Annotated in this window: 24 protein-coding genes; 4 read left to right on the plus strand and 20 right to left on the minus strand. The window is 52.5% G+C overall.

From position 1 onward, the window contains the following. Window positions 1–120: 120 nt before the first annotated feature. The 3 genes from KNP64_RS05475 to KNP64_RS05485 are packed head-to-tail and all read right to left on the minus strand — an operon-like array spanning window position 121 to window position 2,561. Complete coding sequence (locus KNP64_RS05475; RefSeq protein WP_034778170.1) at window positions 121–1,635, minus strand: flotillin lipid rafts scaffold protein FloT; 1,515 nt, start codon at window positions 1,633–1,635, stop codon at window positions 121–123. A gap of 3 nt (window positions 1,636–1,638) precedes the next feature. After that, entirely contained in the window at window positions 1,639–2,160 is a 522-nt protein-coding gene (locus KNP64_RS05480; RefSeq protein ID WP_034778172.1) for an NfeD family protein, read from the minus strand. Continuing rightward, window positions 2,160–2,561 (minus strand): hypothetical protein, encoded by a 402-nt coding sequence (locus KNP64_RS05485; RefSeq protein ID WP_034778175.1) that lies wholly within the window; start codon window positions 2,559–2,561, stop codon window positions 2,160–2,162. The genes KNP64_RS05480 and KNP64_RS05485 overlap by 1 nt, the downstream gene beginning before the upstream one ends. Window positions 2,562–2,684: 123 nt before the next feature. On the opposite strand from KNP64_RS05485, the gene rnhC reads away from it, so the two are divergent. The 3 genes from rnhC (at window position 2,685) to KNP64_RS05500 (ending at window position 5,831) form a co-directional block, all read left to right on the plus strand. Further along, entirely contained in the window at window positions 2,685–3,596 is a 912-nt protein-coding gene (gene rnhC / locus KNP64_RS05490; protein ID WP_214791843.1) for a ribonuclease HIII, read from the plus strand. 72 nt (window positions 3,597–3,668) lie between these two features. Then, entirely contained in the window at window positions 3,669–4,481 is an 813-nt protein-coding gene (locus KNP64_RS05495) for an alpha/beta fold hydrolase (RefSeq protein ID WP_138859206.1), read from the plus strand. A 327-nt stretch (window positions 4,482–4,808) separates the two neighbouring features. Beyond that, on the plus strand, window positions 4,809–5,831 hold the full coding sequence (locus tag KNP64_RS05500) for a PTS sugar transporter subunit IIC (protein ID WP_034778182.1): 1,023 nt from the start codon (window positions 4,809–4,811) through the stop codon (window positions 5,829–5,831). A gap of 42 nt (window positions 5,832–5,873) precedes the next feature. Here KNP64_RS05500 and pheT read toward each other — a convergent pair whose 3' ends face one another. The 9 genes from pheT to infC all read right to left on the minus strand — a co-directional run bounded on the left by pheT (window position 5,874) and on the right by infC (window position 13,428). Further along, window positions 5,874–8,249 carry a phenylalanine--tRNA ligase subunit beta gene (gene pheT / locus KNP64_RS05505; protein WP_214791841.1) on the minus strand — a complete coding sequence of 792 codons (2,376 nt, stop codon included), beginning with the start codon at window positions 8,247–8,249 and terminating at the stop codon, window positions 5,874–5,876. Window positions 8,250–8,261: 12 nt separating this feature from the next. Then, entirely contained in the window at window positions 8,262–9,284 is a 1,023-nt protein-coding gene (gene pheS / locus KNP64_RS05510; RefSeq protein ID WP_034778187.1) for a phenylalanine--tRNA ligase subunit alpha, read from the minus strand. 301 nt (window positions 9,285–9,585) lie between these two features. Next, window positions 9,586–10,332 carry a TrmH family RNA methyltransferase gene (locus tag KNP64_RS05515; RefSeq protein WP_214712737.1) on the minus strand — a complete coding sequence of 249 codons (747 nt, stop codon included), beginning with the start codon at window positions 10,330–10,332 and terminating at the stop codon, window positions 9,586–9,588. Between the two features lies 1 nt (window position 10,333). Then, window positions 10,334–11,413, minus strand: coding sequence for a M42 family metallopeptidase (locus tag KNP64_RS05520; protein WP_214791840.1), 1,080 nt, complete (start codon window positions 11,411–11,413; stop codon window positions 10,334–10,336). Window positions 11,414–11,438: 25 nt separating this feature from the next. Then, complete coding sequence (locus tag KNP64_RS05525) at window positions 11,439–11,921, minus strand: dUTP diphosphatase (protein WP_138859204.1); 483 nt, start codon at window positions 11,919–11,921, stop codon at window positions 11,439–11,441. A gap of 23 nt (window positions 11,922–11,944) precedes the next feature. Then, window positions 11,945–12,199 (minus strand): hypothetical protein, encoded by a 255-nt coding sequence (locus KNP64_RS05530; RefSeq protein ID WP_034778195.1) that lies wholly within the window; start codon window positions 12,197–12,199, stop codon window positions 11,945–11,947. A gap of 86 nt (window positions 12,200–12,285) precedes the next feature. After that, window positions 12,286–12,645 (minus strand): 50S ribosomal protein L20, encoded by a 360-nt coding sequence (gene rplT, locus KNP64_RS05535; protein ID WP_021065642.1) that lies wholly within the window; start codon window positions 12,643–12,645, stop codon window positions 12,286–12,288. A 27-nt stretch (window positions 12,646–12,672) separates the two neighbouring features. Continuing rightward, window positions 12,673–12,867, minus strand: coding sequence for a 50S ribosomal protein L35 (gene rpmI / locus KNP64_RS05540; RefSeq protein WP_021065641.1), 195 nt, complete (start codon window positions 12,865–12,867; stop codon window positions 12,673–12,675). 30 nt (window positions 12,868–12,897) lie between these two features. Continuing rightward, window positions 12,898–13,428 (minus strand): translation initiation factor IF-3, encoded by a 531-nt coding sequence (gene infC, locus KNP64_RS05545; RefSeq protein ID WP_021065640.1) that lies wholly within the window; start codon window positions 13,426–13,428, stop codon window positions 12,898–12,900. 338 nt (window positions 13,429–13,766) lie between these two features. On the opposite strand from infC, the gene KNP64_RS05550 reads away from it, so the two are divergent. Then, the gene (locus KNP64_RS05550) at window positions 13,767–13,976 is read left to right on the plus strand and encodes a hypothetical protein (protein WP_034778198.1); all 210 of its coding nucleotides are present in this window, start codon (window positions 13,767–13,769) and stop codon (window positions 13,974–13,976) included. 53 nt (window positions 13,977–14,029) lie between these two features. Here the strand turns inward: KNP64_RS05550 and KNP64_RS05555 are convergent, their stop codons facing one another. The 8 genes from KNP64_RS05555 to KNP64_RS05590 all read right to left on the minus strand — a co-directional run bounded on the left by KNP64_RS05555 (window position 14,030) and on the right by KNP64_RS05590 (window position 22,184). Next, on the minus strand, window positions 14,030–14,893 hold the full coding sequence (locus tag KNP64_RS05555; RefSeq protein ID WP_034779979.1) for a DUF1002 domain-containing protein: 864 nt from the start codon (window positions 14,891–14,893) through the stop codon (window positions 14,030–14,032). A 113-nt stretch (window positions 14,894–15,006) separates the two neighbouring features. Beyond that, on the minus strand, window positions 15,007–16,944 hold the full coding sequence (gene thrS, locus KNP64_RS05560; protein WP_034778201.1) for a threonine--tRNA ligase: 1,938 nt from the start codon (window positions 16,942–16,944) through the stop codon (window positions 15,007–15,009). A gap of 312 nt (window positions 16,945–17,256) precedes the next feature. Continuing rightward, window positions 17,257–18,171 carry a primosomal protein DnaI gene (dnaI, locus tag KNP64_RS05565; protein ID WP_021065636.1) on the minus strand — a complete coding sequence of 305 codons (915 nt, stop codon included), beginning with the start codon at window positions 18,169–18,171 and terminating at the stop codon, window positions 17,257–17,259. A 5-nt stretch (window positions 18,172–18,176) separates the two neighbouring features. Next, on the minus strand, window positions 18,177–19,529 hold the full coding sequence (locus KNP64_RS05570) for a DnaD domain protein (protein WP_138859203.1): 1,353 nt from the start codon (window positions 19,527–19,529) through the stop codon (window positions 18,177–18,179). A 42-nt stretch (window positions 19,530–19,571) separates the two neighbouring features. Beyond that, on the minus strand, window positions 19,572–20,039 hold the full coding sequence (gene nrdR, locus KNP64_RS05575) for a transcriptional regulator NrdR (protein ID WP_021065634.1): 468 nt from the start codon (window positions 20,037–20,039) through the stop codon (window positions 19,572–19,574). Between the two features lie 12 nt (window positions 20,040–20,051). Further along, on the minus strand, window positions 20,052–20,423 hold the full coding sequence (locus KNP64_RS05580; protein ID WP_034778204.1) for a hypothetical protein: 372 nt from the start codon (window positions 20,421–20,423) through the stop codon (window positions 20,052–20,054). 111 nt (window positions 20,424–20,534) lie between these two features. After that, window positions 20,535–20,921 (minus strand): adenosylmethionine decarboxylase, encoded by a 387-nt coding sequence (gene speD, locus KNP64_RS05585; RefSeq protein WP_029595188.1) that lies wholly within the window; start codon window positions 20,919–20,921, stop codon window positions 20,535–20,537. A gap of 231 nt (window positions 20,922–21,152) precedes the next feature. After that, entirely contained in the window at window positions 21,153–22,184 is a 1,032-nt protein-coding gene (locus KNP64_RS05590) for a glyceraldehyde-3-phosphate dehydrogenase (protein ID WP_138859202.1), read from the minus strand. Window positions 22,185–22,237 lie beyond the last annotated feature (53 nt).

Raw genomic sequence — 22,237 nt, forward strand, 5'->3', positions numbered from 1 at the left:
CTAATGGTCTGACATCTCCCTTATCGTCAGAAACCGATCGAGTTTGAAGTCTTTCCTATCAAATTTAGAGGAATCCGCACGAAACAAAAAAGCCACAGACGATTGTCTGTGGCTCTCGGCTCACTCTTCGGTCGCAGCGAACGTCGATTCGCTCAATTCGCGATTCGCGCTCGGCTGGACGTTGCCTTTCCCGGCAAAATTGTCGAGTAAATCTTTCATGTCGATTCCTGACGACGCTTTGAGCGTCTGTTGGAGCGATGCCATCAAGTCTGTAGCGTAGCCTGTGACTTTGCCGGCACCCCCATCTTTGCCGCTGCCCGTATCGACGACCGTGATCTTGTCGATATTGCCAAGCGGTGCTGCAATCTGTTTCGCGTAGTCCGGAAGCATCTTGACGACCATGTCGAGAATGGCAGCCTGTCCATACTGTTCGAACGCTTCGGCGATTTTTTGTTTCGCTTCGGCTTCGGCGAGACCCGTCAAGCGGATAATCTCGGCTTCGGCTTCCCCTTTGGCCCGTTCCGAGTCCGCTTCGGCCACACCGGCGAGACGAACGCGTTCGGCGTCAGCTTTCGCTTCCGCTTCGATACGATATTTCTCGGCATCGGCCGAGGCGATTTGACGCGCCTTGTCGGCTTCCGCTGACTGTTCGATGGCATAGCGGTCGGCGTCGGCCTTTTTCTTCACTTCTGAATCGTATTGTTTCTCACGACGCATGATTTCTTTCTCTTCGAGCTCGATTTGCTTTTGACGCTCGATGATTTGGACTTGCATCTGTTGCTCAGTGACTTCTTGTTTGGCGCGGGCTTCTTCAAGTTCATACGCTTGGTCGGCCCGAGCCTTGGCGACGTCTTGCTCACGACGATAGGCGGCGATGCGGAGCTGGTTCTCTTTCTCGGCTTCTGCGATTTCCGAAGCCCGTTCGAGTTCAGCTTTCTTCGCGTCTTTCATCGCTTCTGCTTGTTTGATGCGTGTCTCTTTGTCCGCTTCGGCCGTTGCGATATCAGCATCGCGTTTCACTTGCGCGATTCGTGGTTTCCCGAGTGATTCGAGATAGCCGTTCTTGTCACGAACATCTTTAATCGTGAACGACACGATGACGAGCCCCATTTTCGCCAAGTCTTGTGAGGCGACGCGTTGGACTTCTTGTGAGAACTTATCGCGGTTCTTATAAATCTCTTCAACTGTCATCGAACCGAGGATGGAACGGAGGTGACCTTCGAGCACTTCTTTCGCCTCGTTCTCGCGTTCGATTTTCGGTTTGCCGAGGAACTGCTCAGCCGCCGTGGCGATCTCGCTGATCGAGCCACCGATTTTGATGATGGCCGTACCGTCCGCCATGACCGGTACGCCTTGCTCGGTGTACACTTCCGGCGTCGTCACTTCAAGTTTGCTCGAAAGAAGGCTGAGCGGTTCCGCCTGCTGGAACACCGGCAATACGAACGTTCCGCCCCCGCGGATAATCTTTACACGGTTGCCCGACGCGTCGCTATGGACGTTCTTTTTCCCTAAGTAGCTGCCGGTGACGATGAGCGCCTCATCTGGTCCGACCGTGCGATACTTCAACACGAAGACGAAAATCAAGGCGAGCAAAATCACCCCGACGATAATACTGGCTAATATGGCTGTGCTCATAAGTTAAAACTCCTTTCGGATTGTCGGCTCGTCATATTCCATGACGACCGCAATGTTTCGTTCGACTTCGATGATGATGACCCGTCGATCACTCGGAATCGCTTTGCCGTCCACACTTTGAGCCGTCTTTAAAATCGAACCGATGACCGATTCGACGAGTACTTCCCCGTAACCGCCTTCCGGAACGGGGACGGTCAACCGTCCGACAAGTCCAACGAGCGATTCATCGGTCATCCCGATCGATTCTTCCGCGTTCGATAACGGCAAGAGGACGAATAAGTACAGGAGCGTCGTGAGCGCGAACGATCCGACGAGTGCGACGGCGAGCCCAATCATCGGGGACACATGGGCGAGCGCGTTCAAAATGAGGCCGATGCCCGCACCGAGTGCTAAAAATGACAGGATGACCGCTGGATTGAACCAACCATCGAATAAATCAAACGCATCTGAAAATAACATGTACAAAAATGTACCGAGACCGGCGATGATGAGTACCCACCAATACAGCTGATCTAACGATTCCATTACCACTCCTCCTCGGCGCGACGCTGTCGTTCATAGGAAAGAACACGACGCAAATGTTCGACTTCGAGTGCGAGTGCTTGCTCGATCGTGTCCCATTCGGACAAAGGCCGGGTCGGTTGATCGACCACCTGCCGCACACGTCCTAACGTCTGTTCGAGACGCAAGCGGTCGTAGCGATCGACCGCTTCCGCTCGCTCTTGTCGCAATAGCGATAAAAAATGATCGACTTCCGCTTGCAGCGCAATGATTTGTTCGGTCGCCGCGGCCGACGATTCTTGCATCAGCAGGCGACGCACCCTGACTTGATGGGCGATCAGCTTCGCAATCCTAGCCTCTAGCTCGAGAATATGTTTATAGAGAGATCCCGCCTCATCTTCATCCGTGTCATCGCGCCACCACATCTCCGACTCACCTCTCTTCTTTCTTTACTCACTTGTCTATACGTTTAGAGCGAAACTTTGGTTTCAAAATATCTAAAAAAAATGTAAGATTGATTTGCTAGAGTTAGAAAGGAAGTGCTCACGTTGGGCAATCAAGTCATCAAATTGTCGACCGCGGCCCAAGAAGAACTTATCGCGAGTTATCGGGCCCACGCGGTCAATCCACCGCCCCATGCACGATTCAGTGCCAAAACACCTCAGTGTGTGATTACGGTCTACAATTCGGGTAAAGTCATGTTCCAAGGACGCGATGCCGACAGCGAGGCCGCAAAATGGGGAAAGAGTATAAAGAAAGAACCAAGTGTGCCTAAAACCGTTCTACCGGAAGGCTTTTCGGACTGGTCTGTCATCGGGAGCGATGAAGTCGGAAAAGGAGATTATTTCGGACCGCTCGTCGTCGTCGCCGCCTATGTGCCGAAAGAGAAAATCGCCCTTGTCAAAGAGCTCGGGGTCAAAGACTCAAAACTGTTGTCCGATACAGAGATCGTCCGCATCGCCAAAGATTTACATGTTACCATCACCTATCAGAAAGCGACGCTGCACAATCCGGCGTATAATAAGATGCAGCGAACGATGACGCAAGGTAAAATGACGGCCATCGCTCATAATGCCGCCTTGTCGGCCTTATTACAGAAGCTCGATGCGACACCGGACGCGATTTTAATCGATCAGTTCGCTGAAAAGAACGTCTATTACAACCATTTGCGATCTGAAAAGGCGGTCGTCAAAGACGACGTCTATTTCTCGACGAAAGCGGAAGGACTGCACGTCGCCGTGGCCGCCGCCTCGATTCTCGCCCGGGCCTTGTTCTTAAAAGAAATGGACAAGTTAAGCGCGACACTCGGGGTCACGTTACCGAAAGGGGCCGGTGCCAAAGTCGATCAAGTCGCTGCCGAGTTGATCATCCGTTACGGTCAAGAACGTTTGAACGAAGTGGCGAAAGTCCACTTCGCCAACACGAAGAAAGCGATCCGTTTGAGTGAGCTGAAACGATAGTCCTCACTTCGAAGATATGGTATATTAATTTTAGGGTTTAATGAACTTAAAAATTTTTGGAGGATAGCGTTCATGTTGCATTATAAAACGTACACTTTAAGCGACGACCATCCTTGGGTCATCTTCATCCATGGCGCCGGTGGAAGTCTGTCGCATTGGTATCGTCAAATTCGGCCGTTCAAAAAAAAATATAACGTGCTCTTGCTCGATCTCCGTGGACACGGCGGCTCGTACAACGAAGAACAGTCGTTGAACCAACCGCTGAACGCATATACGCTCGACGTCGTCGTCGAAGACGTCGTCGAAGTCATGGATCATTTGAAGATTGAAAAAGGACATATGGTCGGCCTGTCGCTCGGGACAATCGTCATCCAGGCGATGTTCGAGCACCATCCGGAACGAATCGCTTCCGTCGTGCTCGGTGGGGCCATCGTCAAGTTCAACGTCCGCTCGACGTTGTTGATTCGACTTGGCAGTCTCGTGCAGAGCTTCGTGCCGTACATGTGGCTGTATCAGTTGTTCGCGTGGATCTTGCTACCAAAAAAACGTCATAAAAAATCACGGATGATGTTCGTCCGCGACGCGGCCAACCTATGCCAGCGCGAGTTCATCCGCTGGTTCAAGATGACCGAGAATATGAATCCGTTGCTTCGTCACTTCTCGTCAATCGAGACGAACGTACCGATTCTCTATATTATGGGTGATGAGGACTACATGTTCCTCGAAGCTGTCGAACGGACCGCGAAACATCAACCGACGGCTCGCGTCCAGGTCGTCTCGGACTCGGGTCACGTCGTCAACGTTGACCAACCCGATCACTTCAATTCGATCTCGATGGCGTTCATCGATCAACAAGTCGGCTCACTCGCCGCCAGCACATCTTAAAGAAAGACGGTCCTGCAAGGGGCCGTCTTTCTTTTTGAGCGGTTTTCAATTTTTTTCAAATGAATTTTCAGAAAATATTGATTATTGAAAAATATCATGTTACTCTTAGACAAATCTTAACAAACGGAGGAGCTGGCACTGATGAAAACCCATGCACAACACGGCCTACTGATTATTATTCGACTGAGGGACTGAAAATCGACTCGATGACCGAGACGAATTTTTGGGCCCTTGTTTCGATGGTTTCGGACGAGGCGCTCATGGTTTGACCGACGCGCCTATCCAATCTGGATAGGTTTTTTTATTGGAACGATACACATAGAGGAGATGATGGAAGTGAAACAGTACGCAATGGATCGGATGATCAAAATATCAGCAGGAATGGCAAGCGCCGTCCTTGTCACGCTCGGGGTCGGCCTCTTGATTGAAACGATTGGGAAGATGGCCGGAATCGAGACACTCGTCTTGATCGGCCAAGTCGCGAAATCGTTGCTCGCCCCGGCACTCGGTGCCGGTGTCGCCTACCAGCTCGGCGGCAATACCCTCGTTTTGTTCAGTGCGATGATTGCGGCAACCGTCGGTGGTGCGGCGCTCCAACCGACCGAGAGCGGGCTCGTGCTCGTACCTGGTCAACCGATCAGTGCTTTAATCGCGGCCGCGGCTGCGGTTTGGCTTGGTAAACGTGTCCTCGGCAAGACGAAGTTCGACATGATGGTCGTCCCGGTCACAGCCGTCCTCGGCGGCGGGATCGTCGGGGTCGGGGCAGCCGCCGTCACGACACCGCTCATCAACTCGATTAGTGCGAGCATCACCGCTTCGGTCAATACATCGCCAATCGCGACATCGCTCGTCATCGCGCTCGTCTTTAGCGTCATGCTCATGTCGCCTGCTTCATCGGCCGCACTCGCCATCGCGCTCCAGCTCGACCCGGTCGCCAGCGCCGCCGCGTTGATTGGATGTACGGCCCAGTTCGTCGGCTTCACCCTCATGGCGTATCGCCAAACGGATCCGGGCGGGTTGGTCGCCTCGTTTTTCGTCACACCGAAAGTGCAGTTCCCGAACGTCGTCAAAAACCCTCGCGTCGTCATGCCACCTTTTATCGCGGCGATGATCAGCGCTCCGATCGCGACGCTCGTCTTCTCGCTCGAGGTCCCATATGAGATCGCAGGGCTCGGCCTCAACTCGTTGATCGCCCCGCTCAACATCCTTGCCGCGCAAGGAATGGACGCGTTCCTCATCTTCGTCGGAACGGGTGTCGTCCTCCCGGCCGTCATCACGCTCCTGTTGTATAAAGTGACATGCCTCGTCGGTTGGACGAAGTTCGGCGACTTGGCTCTCGAGGTCCAGTAAACTCAAAAAAGGTGTCCACACGGGGTGGACACCTTTTTTAGGTTAGGCGCGAACTTCTGCGCCGTGGGCCGCTTGAACGGCCGCAAGGATTGCTTCATACGACGCGGTCACTTCTTCATCCTGAAGCGTGCGCGTCGGGTCTTGATATTTGAGCGAGAAGGCGATCGATTTTTCATCGTCTCCTACGTTCTCCCCGACATAGACATCGAACACGGCGAGGTCGATCAAGAGCGGTCCGGCAGCCTGTTTGATCGTTGCTTCGACTTGCCCCGCCGGGATATCCCGCTTCAAGACGAGTGCCAAGTCGCGTGAGATCGATGGGAAACGTGGCACATCTTCGTAGACGAGTTGTGCCGTCTGATGCAACACATCCAAGTCGAGCTCGAATACGTACACTTCTTTCAAACCGTACGCTTCTTTTGACACGCCCGGATGGACTTGTCCGACATAGCCGATGACACGTCCGTCCACGAGGACGTTCGCAGTCCGGCCCGGATGCATATCCGCAATCGTCGCCGCCTCATACGTCGCGTCGATACGAAGTGCATGCAACAGCGTATCGACGATGCCTTTGGCGACAAAATAGTCGACCGGGACACGTGTGCCTTGCGAGCGATGGTCGTACCAAAGCCCCGTCAATACACCGGCGACGCGTTCCGTTTCGCGTGGTAACGTCTCGCCTTCTTCCACGTAGACGCGCCCTGTTTCATACAAGCGCACATTCGCTTGTTGGCGTGACGTGTTGTATCGCGCCGCTTCGAGGAGACCTGGGACGAGTGAGGTCCGGAGCACTGAGCGCTCTTCGCTCATCGGCATCGCCAAGTTAACTTTGTCCGAGCCTTCCCCACTGAAGCGTGCGGCGTGTCCGACGCTCGTGAGCGAGTACGTGATCGCTTGCGACAATCCTGTCCCTTGAAGGACACGACGAACTCGGCGACGTAACACGTTCTCTCGTGGGAGGTACCCTTTTGAACGCGACGCCGGGAGTGTCGACGGCAGACTGTCATACCCATAGAGGCGCGCCACTTCTTCCGTGATGTCGGCCGGTAGTTCCAAGTCAGGCCGGCGTGACGGTACGTGGACCGTCAACGTCTCGTCTCCGGTCACGTCGAGACCGAGTCGCTCCAAGATGCGGACGATCGTCGCTTGTTCGAGGTCCATCCCGAGGCGATGGTTGATATAGGCGACCGAGACATCGATCGTCCGGGCCGCTGAAGCTTTGTCCCCAGCGACGACGATGTCGCTGATCGTGCCACCGCTCACTTCGACGATGAGCTCGGCGGCACGGTCGAGGGCCAGTTGCAACCGTTCCGGGTCGACTCCTTTTTCAAAGCGGGCACTCGAATCCGAACGCAATCCGAGCGTACGGCTCGTCTTCCGGACCGATGCCGGTGCGAAGTAGGCCGACTCGAGGATGATACTCGACGTCGTCGCATCGACTTCTGTGTTTGCACCGCCCATGACGCCGGCAATGGCGACAGGACGTTCACCGTCCGTGATGACCATCATCGAGGCATCGAGCGTGCGCGTCACGTCATCGAGCGTGACGATTTCTTCGCCGTCATGCGCTTGACGGACAGCAATCGTCGTCCCGAGTTTTGCCGTATCGAACGCATGTAGCGGCTGGCCGAGCTCGAGCATGACATAGTTCGTCACATCGACGACGTTGTTGATCGGCCGGACACCTTCGGCAATCAAGACGTTCTTCAGCCATTGTGGCGAATCTCCGATTGTGACACCATCGACGCGACGTGTCGCGTAGTACGGGCAGTTGTCTGTCTCAAGACGGACACTGACCGCGTTTGGTGCTTCCGTCGTCACATCTGCCGACGGAAGCGTGTAAGGGCGCTCGAGAATGGCCGCGACTTCATGGATGATTCCGTATAGGCTCAAGCAATCCGAGCGGTTCGGTGTCAACCCGAGCTCGATCACTTCGTCGTCAAGGTCGAGTAAGCTGATGACGTCCGCACCGACCTCGACCGATTCACGGAACGTATGGATGCCGTCCTGTTCATCTTCACGAATCTGCTTCTTCTCAAAACCGAGTTCCTCGAGTGAGCAGATCATGCCTTGTGACTCGACACCACGCAGTTTCGCTTTCTTAATTTTGAGTCCTGGGAGACGAGCTCCGACCGTCGCCACGATGACGTGCTGTCCGGTCGCGACGTTCGGTGCGCCGCAGACGATTTGCACCGGGCTGTCCGCACCGATATCGACCGTCGTCACGTTCAACTTGTCCGCTTCGGGATGCTTCTCGCACGAGAGGACGTGACCGACGACGAGTCCTGACAATCCTTCAGCGCGGCTGATGACGCTCTCGACTTCGATTCCGTTCTTCGTGATCAAGTCTCCGAGTTCTTGCCCGCTCAAGTCTGATACATCAATATATTGATTCAACCATTTTTTCGATAATAACATATGTGTTCCCCCTTAGAATTGCTCGATGAAACGTAGATCGTTTGTATAGAAGTGACGGATATCGTCTACTCCATGTTTTAACATCGCCATCCGTTCGACGCCGATCCCGAATGCGAATCCAGACATCTTCGTGGCGTCATAGCCAGCCATCTCGAGTACGCGTGGATGGACCATGCCGCCTCCGAGAATCTCGATCCAGCCTGTTCCCTTACAGACGTTGCAGCCTTTGCCTCCGCATTTGAAGCAAGAGATATCAACTTCGACTGATGGTTCCGTGAACGGGAAGAAGCTCGGGCGAAGACGAATCTCACGCGTCTCACCGAACAATTGCTTGACGAACACTTCGAGTGTGCCTTTCAAATCAGCCATCGAGATGTGCTCATCGACGACAAGCCCCTCGATTTGCATGAACTGGTGTGAGTGTGTCGCGTCGTCTTCGTCGCGGCGGTACACTTTCCCCGGGCAGATGATTCGAATCGGTTTCCCGTCGGCTTGGAGCATCGTCCGGGCCTGAACTGGTGACGTGTGTGTCCGGAGAAGCGTCTCATCCGTGATATAGAACGAGTCTTGCATATCACGTGCCGGATGGTCTTTCGGCAAGTTGAGCATCTCAAAGTTGTACAGGTCTGTCTCGACTTCCGGGCCTTCGGCGATTGTATAGCCGAGCCCGACGAACAAGTCTTCCATCTCATCGACGATTTGTTGAAGTAAATGGGTATGGCCCGGCAGCGCCGTCCGACCCGGTAGTGTGACGTCGATTGTCTCAGCCGCGAGTTTCGCTTCAAGTTCGACCGCCTTCACTTCCTCGATCCGTGCCTCTAACGTGTCTTGGATCGTCGTCCGGACCGTGTTGACCAACTCTCCGACGACCGGACGTTCTTCAGGAGAAAGTTTCCCCATCCCACGAAGCACCTCGGTCATCGGACCTTTCTTCCCTAAATATTTGATGCGGACATCGTTCAATTCTTTTTGCGACGAAGCCGCCTGAATCTCATGCAATGCCTCTTGCTGTAATTGTTCTAACTGTTCTTTCATCCTTATTTCCTCCTCTACAAAAAAAGTCCCTCCAGTCGATGACTGAAGGGACGAATAATCGCGGTACCACCCTACTTGGCCGAAATCGGCCCACTTGAGAGCATCGATATCGGGATGCTACCCCGGTGTTGTCTCCAACACGACTCGAGAGTGAATTCGGCGCCGACCAAGGCATCGGCTCGCAGTCTCGGCCCATGCTCTCTGTACTCGTTCGGTAGTTCGCGTACTATGCTCTTTCAACGTCTATTCGGTATGTTGTTCGATGTTATAAACCTATCACGATTTTTCAGTGCTGACAAGATTATTGTAATGCGATCCGGTACATGAGGATGCCCGCCGCAACAGCCGCGTTCAATGATTCGGCATCGCCGAGAACCGGGATATGAACGCGCGTGTCACATAAATCAAGTACGTCGTTATGGACACCTTGCGCCTCATTGCCGATGACGAGCGCGACTTTGTCCTTGAAGTCGACTTGTTCGTAAGACGTCGCTTTCGCGAGTGCGGTCCCATACACATGGAAGCCTGCGCTCTTCAGTTCTGGCAGCGTCTCGAGCAAATCGACCGAGCGCACGTTCACGTGGAACAACGAACCTTGCGTCGCCCGGACGACCTTGGCGTTGAACGGGTCGACCGTCCCTTTGCCGAGGAGGACCGTGTCAAATCCGGCCGCATCGGCCGTGCGAATCATCGTCCCGAGGTTACCCGGGTCTTGAATCCGGTCGAGGACGAGGACGTGCTTCATCTTCCGTTCGACCGGGGCCATCTTGACGACGGCGAAGACGCCTTGCGTCTTCTCCGTTTCAGATAACAGGTCGGCCACATGGTCCGATAGTTCGAGGACCGGCATCTCATCGAGGCGCCACGATCCTTTCGGGGTATACGATTCCCCCATAATCAGCTGAACGAGTCGTCCGGCACGAATCGCCTCGTCGACCAAATGCTCCCCTTCGACTAAAAATTGCCCGGACTCTTGTCTGCCTTTTTTTGTCATCAATCGCTTTAAGCGTTTGATCGTCTCACTTTTCGTAGACGTGATTTTCGTCATATTATCCCTCTTTCAACCATTGAACCGTTTCTTGGTCGAGTCGTTTCGTGAGCGCTACGACCAAATCGACGGCTGCTTCATAATCTGCTTTGTGAATGATCGAGACATTCGTATGCAAATAACGGACCGGCACCGTGAGCGCGACGGCCGGCATCCCGACTCCAGACAAATGGAACCGACCTGCGTCTGTCCCGCCGCCCGGCGTCAAATCCAATTGGTACTTGATGTCGTTCTCTTTGGCCACGTCGACAATCAAATCGATGAGGCGTGGGTTCGTGACGGTCGTCGCATCAAAGAAGATGACTTGGACCCCTTCCCCGAGTTTCGACAATCCTTCTGCCGGTGTCATTCCTGGCGTATCTCCAGGAATGCCTGTATCGACGGCGATGGCGACGTCTGGTTTGACCAAGTTGGCGGCCGTGACGGCGCCACGCAACCCGACTTCTTCTTGGACCGTCGCTCCAGTGTAGACGACACCTGGTACTTGTTCGTTCTTCAAACGTTTCGCCGCCTCGATCGCGATGGCACAACCGATTCGGTTATCCCATGCTTTCGCCATCAAGAAATCTTCGTTCTTCATGACCGTGAACTCACAATGCGGGACGACCGTATCGCCCGGACGAATGCCCCACTCGGCCACTTGTTCTTTCGACGTTGCACCGATATCAAGGAACATGTCTTTGATCTCAACCGGCTTCTTGCGTGCCTCGACCGGAAGGACGTGAGGTGGTTTGGCACCGATGACGCCTGGGATTTTCTCTCCCGAGCGTGTGACGACGTCCATGCGCTGTGCGAGGAGAACTTGGTTCCACCAGCCGCCGAGTGCTTGGAAGCGGAGGAAACCGCCCTCTTCAACGCGCGTGACCATGAACCCGACTTCGTCCATATGACCGGCAATCATGACACGCGGACCTTCCGTATCGCCCGTCACTCGACCAAACAGACTGCCGAGCCCATCCTGTTCGAACGTTTCGACGTGAGGTTCTAAATACTCACGCATGAGTGAGCGGACTTCACCTTCATTTCCAGGGACACCTGTGGCATCCGTCAAGCGTTTCAACATATGTAATGATTCGTTCATGGGGCATCGCTCCTTCGATTTTTGATTAGTAACCTTGATTTTGTCGCTCATGGTTCTTTTCATTTTTCGCCATATACGCCATCGCCATCAACTCTTCATTGATCCCGAGCGTATAGCCAAGTTCGAGATAAGCCGCCATCAGCGTCTCGTACATCGGTTCCGTTTTCGACAAACCAAAGTTCGTCACTTTGCGGAACACGTCTAAAAAAGCGTCAGTCGCGTCAAGATACGAGCTACCTGCCGGGAACGAATCACGTTCATACCCGAGGGCAAGTCCGAGCGACAATAAGAAATGAATGCCGTCGACATACTCTTCTAAGATCACGTCTTGAGGCGACGGGCCCTTCGTTGACCAAAATTTAAAACTACGGGTCTCATTGGCGAGTTCACCAAGCTCGACGAGCAAAGCAAGCAAACGCTCATCAAATTGGTTCCCGGATAATTGATGTTCTTCTTTGATCCGCTCATCTAATTCACGCTGCCGATCAAACAATGTTGTCCAGTTCACCGGTTGCTCCTCCTATTCTCCATTCAAAGCAGTACTAAAATCATTAAAGACCAGCCGACTGCCAAAATCAATACTTGTATTTGAACACGTTTTGGGGCATGAACCGCCTTTTTACGCGTCAAATGAAGTCCGAACAGGGCACCGATCGCACCGCCTGCGTACGCGTACAAGACGTTGAAATCACCTTCTCCGAGCGTATAACGTTTCGCCTGCAAATAGGTGTAGACGTTCAAGACGATGAGCGCCAATGCGACGATGGCTAAGACTGATTGATCCATGGGACGTCCTCCTTATCTTAAGTTTAAGGAAAAAATCTGAAAAAAGAAAGCGCCGAGATAAGGTCTCGGCGCTGTCGATTGAACGATTACGCGTTCAATTTTGATTTAGCTGTATCAGCAAGTGACGCGAATGCTTGTGCATCTGTCACAGCAAGCTCAGCAAGCATCTTACGGTTGATGTCGATCCCTGCGAGCTTGAGGCCGTGCATCATACGGCTGTATGAGAGGCCGTTTGTGCGTGCTGCCGCATTGATACGTGTGATCCAAAGACGACGGAAATCACGTTTCTTTTGACGACGGTCACGGTAAGCGTACATGAGTGACTTCATGACTTGTTGTTTTGCTACTTTAAATAGAATGTGTTTCGAGCCAAAATAACCTTTGGCAAGCTTGATTTGCTTTTTACGACGTTGACGAGTCGTATAACCGCCTTTTACGCGTGGCATATGGTTTCCCTCCTAAATTCTTTCGTATTACTTCGCGATCATGTTGCGAATGCGTTTGAAGTCTCCAGCTGATACGATAGCACCTTTACGGAGCTTACGTTTCGCTTTAGTCGATTTGTTACCAAACAAGTGACTTGTGTAAGCGTGTGAACGCTTGAGTTTACCTGATGCAGTACGTTTGAAACGTTTAGAAGCACCACGGTGCGATTTCATTTTCGGCATGAGTATTTCCTCCCCACTATGACTCGATGATTAATCTTCTTTCTTCGGAGCCAGCACTAAGAACATGCTGCGTCCTTCCATCTTCGGCTTTTGCTCAACTGTTGCCAAGTCGGCACATTCCGCCGCCAATTTTTCCATAACGCGTCGGCCGATTTCCGAGTGTGTGATGGCGCGTCCGCGGAAACGGATCGACGCTTTCACTTTGTTTCCATTTTCAAGGAATTTGCGAGCGTTACGCAATTTCGTTTGGAAATCGTTTTCCTCGATTGTCGGGCTGAGGCGTACTTCTTTCAATTGGATGACTTTTTGGTTTTTACGCGCTTCTTTCTCCTTTTTCTGGAGTTCGAAACGGTATTTCCCATAGTCCATGATTTTAGCGACCGGTGGGTTAGCTTTATCGGCGACCAAGACGAGATCGAGTTCAGCCTCTTCTGCTAAACGTAATGCTTCATTACGCGATTGCACACCGAGTTGTGCACCGTCCGCTCCAATTAAGCGAACTTCACGGGCACGAATGTTTTCGTTGATAAAGAGCTCTTTGCTAATGGTTAGCACCTCCATCGTGCGATTGCACGAGTTTTAGATTGATAAGACAACATGGCAATAAAAAAAGCGTCGGCAGTTTCCCGCCCACACATCATTTCGGAGTCAGCAGAGACCAAGGCTCGACTGCTTCACGTACATGATGGACCTGACCGAAGCTGTTCGGACGAGGTGAGAAGCGGGCGCTTCTGCTTTGTTGTATTTAATCACTATGTCATCTTAACACCAATAGAATTAAGATGTCAAGAATTCGCGCATGAATAATTGGTAGCTCACACTTTTATGATGATAACAGTCATTTCGTTGTTTCGCAATACCTTTTCCGAGGGAATAAAATAAAAAAGGAGGGATGGGCCGTGTCTTGGAGACAGCAAGTGAAAGGTGACCATGATTATCACGACCAAATCAAACACATCGTACAAGAGACGATGCGCCACCATGACGTGAGTGATGCCAAGCTCGAAGCGGTATTGACAGACCTTTTAGAAGAGATGAACCGAATCACGTTGAAGATTGTGGACGACCACGAGTCTGCTCGCGACTATATCCATAAACGATGGTATTGAAAAAGGGCCGAGGCCCTTTTTTCAATACCATTTGTCATGTACTCAAAGCCCGTTCAATTCGTCAACGACTTGAAGAAGTTGCTGAGCGCTTCGAACAAACGGGCGAAGAAGCCTTGGACTTCCTCGGTCTCGAGAAACGCCTGAACGTCTTGACCGGCCCCTTGTAACCCATTGCTGATTGCACCCCAGTCGAGGTTCGCCTGCTGCATGTTCTCGAACAACGTCGTCAATTGCGTCAACTGCGTATCAGACAGTTGGACGTTGTTTTGATTCAACACTTGGATGACGATATCTCGAATCTCGATGTTCGTCTCCGGTGCCTTATTCGCAATTTCTGCTTTGATCTCGTTCATGAGTCCGGCCACATCTTCTTGCCCGACCGTCTTCCCGATCTCAGAGGTGACCGCGAGCTCTTCTTGCGCCAAGTCTTTCCGTTCCTCGCTCAATTGAATGCCCGTCTCCGCGGCCGTCTGATCATAGGCTTTCATGATGCCCGTCAAAGCCGACGTCCCGGTGACGCGAATCGGCGACGTGATATAAATATCGGCATCCGTGACGCCTGCCGTCACGAGAGCATTCGCATACATATCTTCGGTCACCCATGTGACATTCTCCGTTTTGATATCGAGCCCGGTCCCGTCGGTCAGTTTGATGCGGGCTGATGAATACATCCCCCCGCCGCGCTGCGCTTGCGGGACGGCATCCCCTAAGTATTTATCTTCATCGGCTGCGGTCGTGATGATCGGCTCAATCCCCGCCGGTGCCTCAACCCGTTCGAGCACCCAGTCCCGTTGGCTCGCCGATAACGACTCTCCGAGTGTGACAATCGTATCATCGACGATGGCTTCTGCGTTTACTTTTGGAATCATGCTTGTCGCGACGACCGAACCGATCGTCAACGCCACTAATGGTTTCATATAATTCAAAATGAATCACTCCTTTCTTCTACCATACGTGTTTGATGAAGTCTTCCGCATCCGTCTCAAGACCGAAAAAACGACCACCCTTCCAATGAAGGATGGTCGACATATTAACGTGAACGGTTGGCGATCTCTGCTGTAAGTGACGACAAGAATTCATCGAGCGTGGCCGATACTTGTTCTTGTTGTCCATAACGACGGATGTTGACTGCACGCTCATCACGTTCTTTATCTCCGAGGACGAGCGTCATCGGGATCTTCTTCATCTGTGCTTCCCGAATCTTGTAGCCGAGTTTCTCGTCCCGAAGGTCCGTTTCGACGCGGACACCGCGCTTGACGAGCTCTGCTTTCACTTCCGCGACGTATTCGTCGTGGACGTGTGAGACCGGAATCAATTTGACTTGGACCGGGGCGAGCCATGTCGGGAACGCGCCTTTATATTCTTCAATCAAGTAGGCGACGAAACGCTCCATCGTCGAGACGACCCCACGGTGAAGGACGATTGGGCGATGGTCTTTGCCGTCTGGTCCTGTGTACGTCAAGTCGAACCGCTCAGGGAGCAAGAAGTCGAGTTGGACCGTCGACAACGTCTCTTCTTTGCCGAGCGCCGTCCGGACTTGGACGTCGAGTTTCGGTCCGTAAAATGCCGCTTCACCTTCCGCTTCGAAATACGGGAGACCGAGCTCATCCATCGTCTCTTTCAACTGGCGTTGGGCTGTTTCCCAAATTGCGTCGTTGTCGAAGTATTTCTCTTTGTCGGCCGGGTCACGGTACGACAAGCGGAAACGATAGTCTTTGATGCCGAAGTCAGCGTACACTTCTTGAATCAAGTGGACGATATCTTTGAACTCTTGCTTCATCTGTTCCGGTGTGACGAACGTGTGCCCGTCGTTCAACACCATGTAACGGACGCGTTGGAGGCCTGTGAGCGCACCTGACATCTCGTAACGGTGCATACCGCCGAGCTCGGCGATGCGAAGCGGGAGTTCGCGATATGAGCGCGGCTCATGTTTATAAATCGTCATGTGGTGCGGACAGTTCATCGGACGAAGGACGAGTTCCTCGTTGTCCATCTCCATTTTCGGGAACATGTCGTCTTGATAGTGATCCCAGTGACCAGACGTCTTATACAGGTCGACCGAACCGAGGACCGGTGTGTAGACGTGCTGATACCCGAGCTCGAGCTCTTTGTCGACGATATAACGTTCGACCGTCCGACGGATCGAGGCACCTTTCGGGAGCCACATCGGCAAACCTTGGCCGACTTCTTGCGACACGAAGAAGAGATCGAGTTCTTTCCCGAGCTTGCGGTGATCGCGCTCTTTCGCTTCTTCCAATAGACGCAAGTGTTCCGCGAGTTGTTCTTTCGTCGCGAACGCCGTTCCGTAAATGCGTTGGAGCATCTTATTGTCCGAGTCGCCGCGCCAGTATGCCCCGGCCACGCTCATCAACTTGAACACTTTCAACTTCGATGTCGACGGGACGTGCGGCCCACGGCATAAGTCGAAAAATTCGCCTTGATGGTAAATCGTGAGCGTCTCGCTCGACGGGATATCTTCAATCAATTCGATTTTGAGCGGGTCTCCGAGCGCCTTGTAGCGTTCGAGCGCCTCGTCGCGCGACACGACTTCACGTGTGATGTCCAAGTTCTCGTCGACGATTCGCTTCATCATTTTCTCGATTTCAGGGAGATCTTCTTCGTTGATGCGGCGATCCATCTCGATATCATAATAGAAACCGTTCTCGATTGTCGGTCCGATGCCGAGGTAGATGCTGCCTTCTTCCCCGTATAACCGTTTGATGGCTTGGGCCATCAAGTGGGCTGACGAGTGGCGCATCAAATCGATGCCCTCTTCCGAATCCGGCATGACGAGCTCGATTTTACCGTCCTGTTCAATCGGACGACGATAATCGATCATCTCACCATCGATTTTGGCGGCGATTGCTTTTTTTCGGAGTCCTGGACTAATCGAACCTGCTACTTCTTCTGCTGTGATGCCGGCCTCAAACTCTTTGACGGCCCCATCTGGAAATGTCAATTGAATCATGTGTCAACTTCCCCTCTCTACATTTAAAAATAAATAAAAAAAGCCCATCCCTATGAAAGGGACGAGCTTTGATTCTCGTGGTACCACCCTCGTTCCCAAGCGTAACGCTTGGCTCGAACACACGATAACGAGTGTGAATCGCCGCACGATTGGCCCGTACGGTGCTCTGAGGGAGTAAGGCGATCGGCGTGTTTAGGAAGCTCTCACCAGTCTTCCCTCGCTTTGAAACCCGTGACGACGTCTCATGTCCTCTTCGATGCATCGGTTATATGATTATTAGTATAGTCAACTCGTTCAAGAAATACAATCCCTTTACCGACGTCGGTTCTCACCTTTTAATTCGATTTGTGTCGTCGTCGTCGAGATGCGCTGCATGAGCCGCTGGGCTTTCATTTTGTTCTGAGGCGAACCGTCGATCGAGAAGTGCGTCTCGAGCTCTTCACCGCTGAAGTTCGAACTGTAAAGCGTCGGTAAGCGATGCATCATGCGATATTGCAAGATGATCCCGAACAGCTCGTCGCGTACCCACGGACTGATTGCCTCGGCACCGATGTCATCGATCAGTAACACCGGCACGTGTTGGAACGACGTCAAAAATGAGTCGAACGAATCGGTCCGGATCTTTCGTTTCGCTTCCGAGACGAATCCCGGGGCGTGGACGAGAATCGTCTCGATGTCCGCCACTTTCAGTTCGTTGGCGATCGCCGCAAGCAAATACGTCTTCCCGACCCCGAAGCTGCCGTGTAAGTACAGGCCGTTCACTTTTTGGCGGGTCTTCATGCCTGAGACGAACCGCATCGATTCACGGAGTGCGATTTTACGGGCGTCATCCGACCAGTCGAACGATTCAAAGCTCGCCTCTCGCACTTCTTCCGGCAAGAATAAGCTTTTAAACTTCCGGTCCATCTCTTTTTGGCGCCGTGCTTGACGATGCTTGACCGTCTCTTCATAACGAATCGCGATTTGACCGAGGTCGACATAGAGCACCGGCTGATGGCCCGGGATGACGGCTTGCTCCTCGACGAGCTTCTTGCCGTCCATCTGTTCTGCATATTCACTGAGCTTCGTAAAGCCGACCTCGACCGCCGTCTCGTCTAACTCCGGATGCGCCTTTAAAAAAGCGACGACTTCTGGATGTTCGAGGGTGCGCCGGCGAATCGATTCGTACGCTTCCCGCACTTCTTTCCGGTTCATCATTTGGGCGAGCGTTTGATTGATGCGTTCCATGTCCCTCATCCTTTCTCTTTCAATTCATTTAACAACTTGACGAGTTCCGCGTCGTCTGGGACCGATGCCTCGAGCTCTTGTTTTCGTTTTTGATCGTACGTCCGTTGCTCTTTCGCCTCGTCCTCGAGCCATTTTGGCATCTCGGTCTTGTCTTTGCGTCTCGAGCCGACGGTCGTCCGCTGTTGCACGTTCTCCCGCTTCTGCTGTTTCTTCTCGATGAGCGCGTCTTGCGTCGCTTCTTGTTCCAACGCGTCTTTGGCGTTCAAATAGCCTGCCGTCTTCCAACTCGTCGCGATTCGCATGACGTAGTTCTCACTGAGCCGAGTCTGCTTCTTCACTTCGATACAGTAATAGAACAACGCGTTGATGACACTTGGCGCGAGTCCGAGCGTATCGACGAGGTCGATGATGAGTTGCTCGTCGCTCTTCGACAACTGTGGCGTCTTCCGTAACGTCGACACGTACTGATGCGGATGCGCTTCTTCCATGACAGTCACGTCATGCAAATCACCGATTTCTGCCTTCTCCGTCTCATCCGACTTCACTTTCCGATGGCGCGTCTGTTTTTTCTTCAACTGCAACACCATCTGACGGCAGCCGTCGCGCTTCTCTTGCTCGCTGAGCGGTAGATACGCCTCGTGGACGAAGTACTCCTTCAACATCTCGGCCATCGTCTCTTCATCGATTTGGGAGACGTAGGCAAGCTTCGTGATCGTCTCATCGAGCTTCTTCGTGAAGAAGCCGACGGGGAAGTTCGTCAACTTTTTGACGATTTCCATATCGAACGTATAGTTGATCTCGATTTTGGCGCGGTCAGGTTTCTCGTAGTTCTTTTGTGTGAACGCCATATGATTGACCCCTTTGACGTCGAACACTTCATTAAAGTCTTTCGTCACTTCAACGATTCCGGCCGGCAACGGATCAATCGTGAATCGACCTTGTAACTGTTTGAAGCGGACTTCTCCGACTTTATAGAAGAGAAAACTCGACAATAGTCCGTCGTTCAAGAACGTATGGGGTGCGAGCGGGACCCGCAGTTGATACACGTACTGGGTCAAGCGCTCGTCTTTCGTCTTATACGTCCGGACGAGACCGATCGCTTCGAGCCGGAACAGACAGTCCGTCAGCTCGTTGATCGAGTAATCGAGCATCTCACAAAGCGCGCTGTGTGACATATAGTTCGATTTCATTTTCCCGGGCTTCAGCTCGCTCCAAAGCGTCTGATACATTGCGAGCGCCTTCACTCCGATGACCGGCTGATATAAATGGTACAGCGACTGATACGACTCGCGATCGATGAGTCCGGTGCTCATGATCAACAGTTCGTCAGTTCCGTACAGGATGCGTTCTTTTTCCATGGTAGGTCTCCCTTGAAAAAAGGCGACCAGCAGGCCGCCCGTTTAGTTGGTCGATTTTTCTTGCTTCATTAAATCTTCTAGTTCTTTAAAGAACACAGAGATATCTTTGAACTGGCGATAGACAGACGCGAAGCGGACGTATGCCACTTCGTCGACCCGCGCGAGCTCGTTCATGACGAGCTCCCCAACCTGTTCACTCGGAATCTCGGACTGGCCGAGGGCGCGTAACTGTTGTTCGACTTTCGTGACCACACCTTCAAGTTGCTCCAGCGTGACCGGACGTTTCTCGCACGCCCGAATAATCCCGCGAAGCACTTTCTCACGGCTGAACTCTTCCCGATTCCCGTCTTTTTTGACGATGATGAGCGGTGTCTGTTCGACCGTTTCAAACGTGGTGAAGCGATAGCCGCACTCCTCGCATTCGCGACGGCGACGAATCGAATAGAAATCTTGTACTGGCCGGGAGTCGAGCACTCTCGTTCCATTATGATCGCATTTAGGACAACGCATGCTCAGCCCTCCTTATCGTTCGACAGATTGATTCCCGATGGCGCGGAGCGGGAACTTCACGGATAGCGCCTCATAATATGTGGTGACGATTTGACCGAGGTCCGGTCCGAGCATCTGGTCACGGTTCAATGTAAAATCGACGGCCGTGCGTCCGCCGTCCACTTGGACGATGGTTGCCAATGCGTCCCATCCGTCTCCATGAAACGCCACTTCGCCCCGGTCTGCATCGACCCGGCGAACCGTTTGACCTTCTGCTTGAATCCGTTCGCGGAGCCATGTGAGCACGGCGCTTGGCGATGCCGCCACGTAACGCGTCCGTAATGCCTCATTTTTATGCGAATCGTCCGTTTGGACATGTGTTTGAAACTTATCAAATAATCCCATTATCCACCTCGACACCTTATTTATATAGGTTAAGCATATCAAAATTAAGCGGTTAACAAAACAATTAAAAGGGCTGACCGAAAATCGGCCAGCCTCATAAGGTCAATCTGATTATTTGCTGATTGCCACTTGCGCTTCAGGAACACGAATCGGTCCCATCCCACGGTCAAGTTTCACATCTTCACGAACTTTTGCTTCCAAGCCTTCTGCAATGTATTGCGAGGCTGTAGCTGGATCGATTCGATCCCCACATGTGAACACATCGACTGATGCGTAGCCATGCTCTGGGAAACTGTGAATCGTTAAGTGTGATTCTGAAATGATAACGACTCCACTTACACCGTGCGGCGCAAATTTGTGGAAAGCGACTTCGCGGACTTCAGCGCCCGAACGAAGTGCTGCATCGACGAACAAGCGCTCGATGTAGTCGATATCGTTTAATTTGTCGGGATTGCACTCCCAAAGTTCTGTAATAATGTGACGTCCCATAGTATCCATATTAGTGGATCCCCCTTTACATCAATGGTCTCAAAGTAGTTGATGATCACTCACTTTGTGCCTGAATCGCCCACAACCACGGGGGCAAGTTAGTCCTAAGAGGTCCTAACCCTTTAAGTTGCGTTTGTCAGACCAATTGAAGTTCACGAGTTAGAGTGTATCTTGTTTAGGACGTCGTTACAAGACATTTGTTTCAATTCTTTAAAAATATTTTTAGATAAATATATTTTTTCAGACGTGGGTTTCTTGTTGTCCGATTTGCAGGTAGCTCGCGACCATGTCCAACAAGTCGACGACGCGGCACGAATAGCCCCATTCGTTGTCGTACCAAGCGAGCACTTTGACATGGTTGCCCCCGAGCACCATCGTCGAATCGGCATCGATGATTGACGAACGCTCATCTCCATTGAAGTCGATCGAGACGAGCGGTTCGTTCGAGACGCCGAGAACGCCCGTCATTTCCCCGTGTGCAGCACGCTCGAACGCCTGATTCACTTCATCGACCGTCACATCTCGACGCAACTCGACGACGAGATCGACGAGCGAGACGTTCGGCGTCGGCACTCGTAGCGCCATCCCGTTCAATTTGCCCTGAAGTTCCGGCAAGACGAGCCCGATGGCTTTCGCAGCACCAGTCGAAGTCGGTATAATGGAACTGCCACAAGCACGGGCACGACGCAAATCTTTATGCGGATTGTCGATATTGTTTTGATCGTTCGTATAGGCATGCACCGTCGTCACGAGCCCCGTTTCAATCCCGAACGTCGAATCCAATACTTTGACGACCGGGCCGAGACAGTTCGTCGTACACGAGGCGTTCGAAATGACGTGATCGTGCTCCGGTAAATAATCCCGATCGTTCACCCCCATGACAATCGTCCGCAACTCGCCTTTTCCCGGTGCCGTCAAAATGACTTTTTTCGCACCGGCCGTCAAATGTTTTTTCGCCCCGACATCAGAATTGAATTTCCCCGTCGCCTCGATGACGATCTCGACACCGAGTTCAGCCCACGGCAACCGCTCCGGGTCTCGCTCGGATACGATCATGATGCGTTTACCATCGACTTCGAGTGCATCCCCATGCGCTCGGACCGTCAGTGTGAACGGTCCGTGGACCGTGTCGTGTTTGATCAAGTGCGCGAGCGTTTCCGCCGGATAACTCGCATTGATGGCGACCACGTCGTGACGCCCTTCGAGCATCAACTTCCGAAATACCATTCTGCCGATTCGACCAAATCCATTGATTGCAACTTTCGTCCCCATTCTGAATCCCCCTTTTTTCTGCGTTACGACACCATTATAACGGAAAAATGGAA

It is taken from the genome of Exiguobacterium sp. s64, from assembly GCF_018618035.1.
Classification (GTDB): domain Bacteria; phylum Bacillota; class Bacilli; order Exiguobacteriales; family Exiguobacteriaceae; genus Exiguobacterium; species Exiguobacterium mexicanum_A.